General features: G+C 36.9%; 1 protein-coding gene. It reads right to left on the reverse strand.

Going from position 1 to position 309, the window contains the following annotated elements; genetic code table 11:
* Positions 1-30: 30 nt before the first annotated feature.
* Positions 31-309, reverse strand: a 279-nt coding sequence (gene tnpB, locus ACTQZM_RS12135) for an IS66 family insertion sequence element accessory protein TnpB (protein ID WP_441653910.1), incomplete at its 5' end; no start/stop codon positions are given.

The raw sequence follows: 309 nt of genomic DNA on the forward strand, positions 1-309 counted from the left end.
CTTTATTATACGCGAAAAAAAGCCGACATTTCAATAGAAATGACGACTTTGACTCTCTAAAATTTTCGGTGTAATAGAAAATCCTTTCATTAACCATTCGACTTGTTCAGGCGTTAAAGCCTGAACTTCCGTAGTATTTCTTGGCCAAGTTAATTGTCCATTTTCAAAACGTTTATAAAGCAACCAGAAGCCTTCACTATCCCAGTAGAGGGCTTTAAATCGATCACTTTTTCCACCACAAAAAAGAAAGACGGATTTTGAAAAAGGGTCTAAAGCGAATTGTGACTGAATGAGGTAAGCCAGTGAATC

The organism is Enterococcus cecorum (genome assembly GCF_052119425.1).
In the GTDB taxonomy this organism is placed as follows: Bacteria; Bacillota; Bacilli; order Lactobacillales; family Enterococcaceae; genus Enterococcus_E; species Enterococcus_E cecorum_C.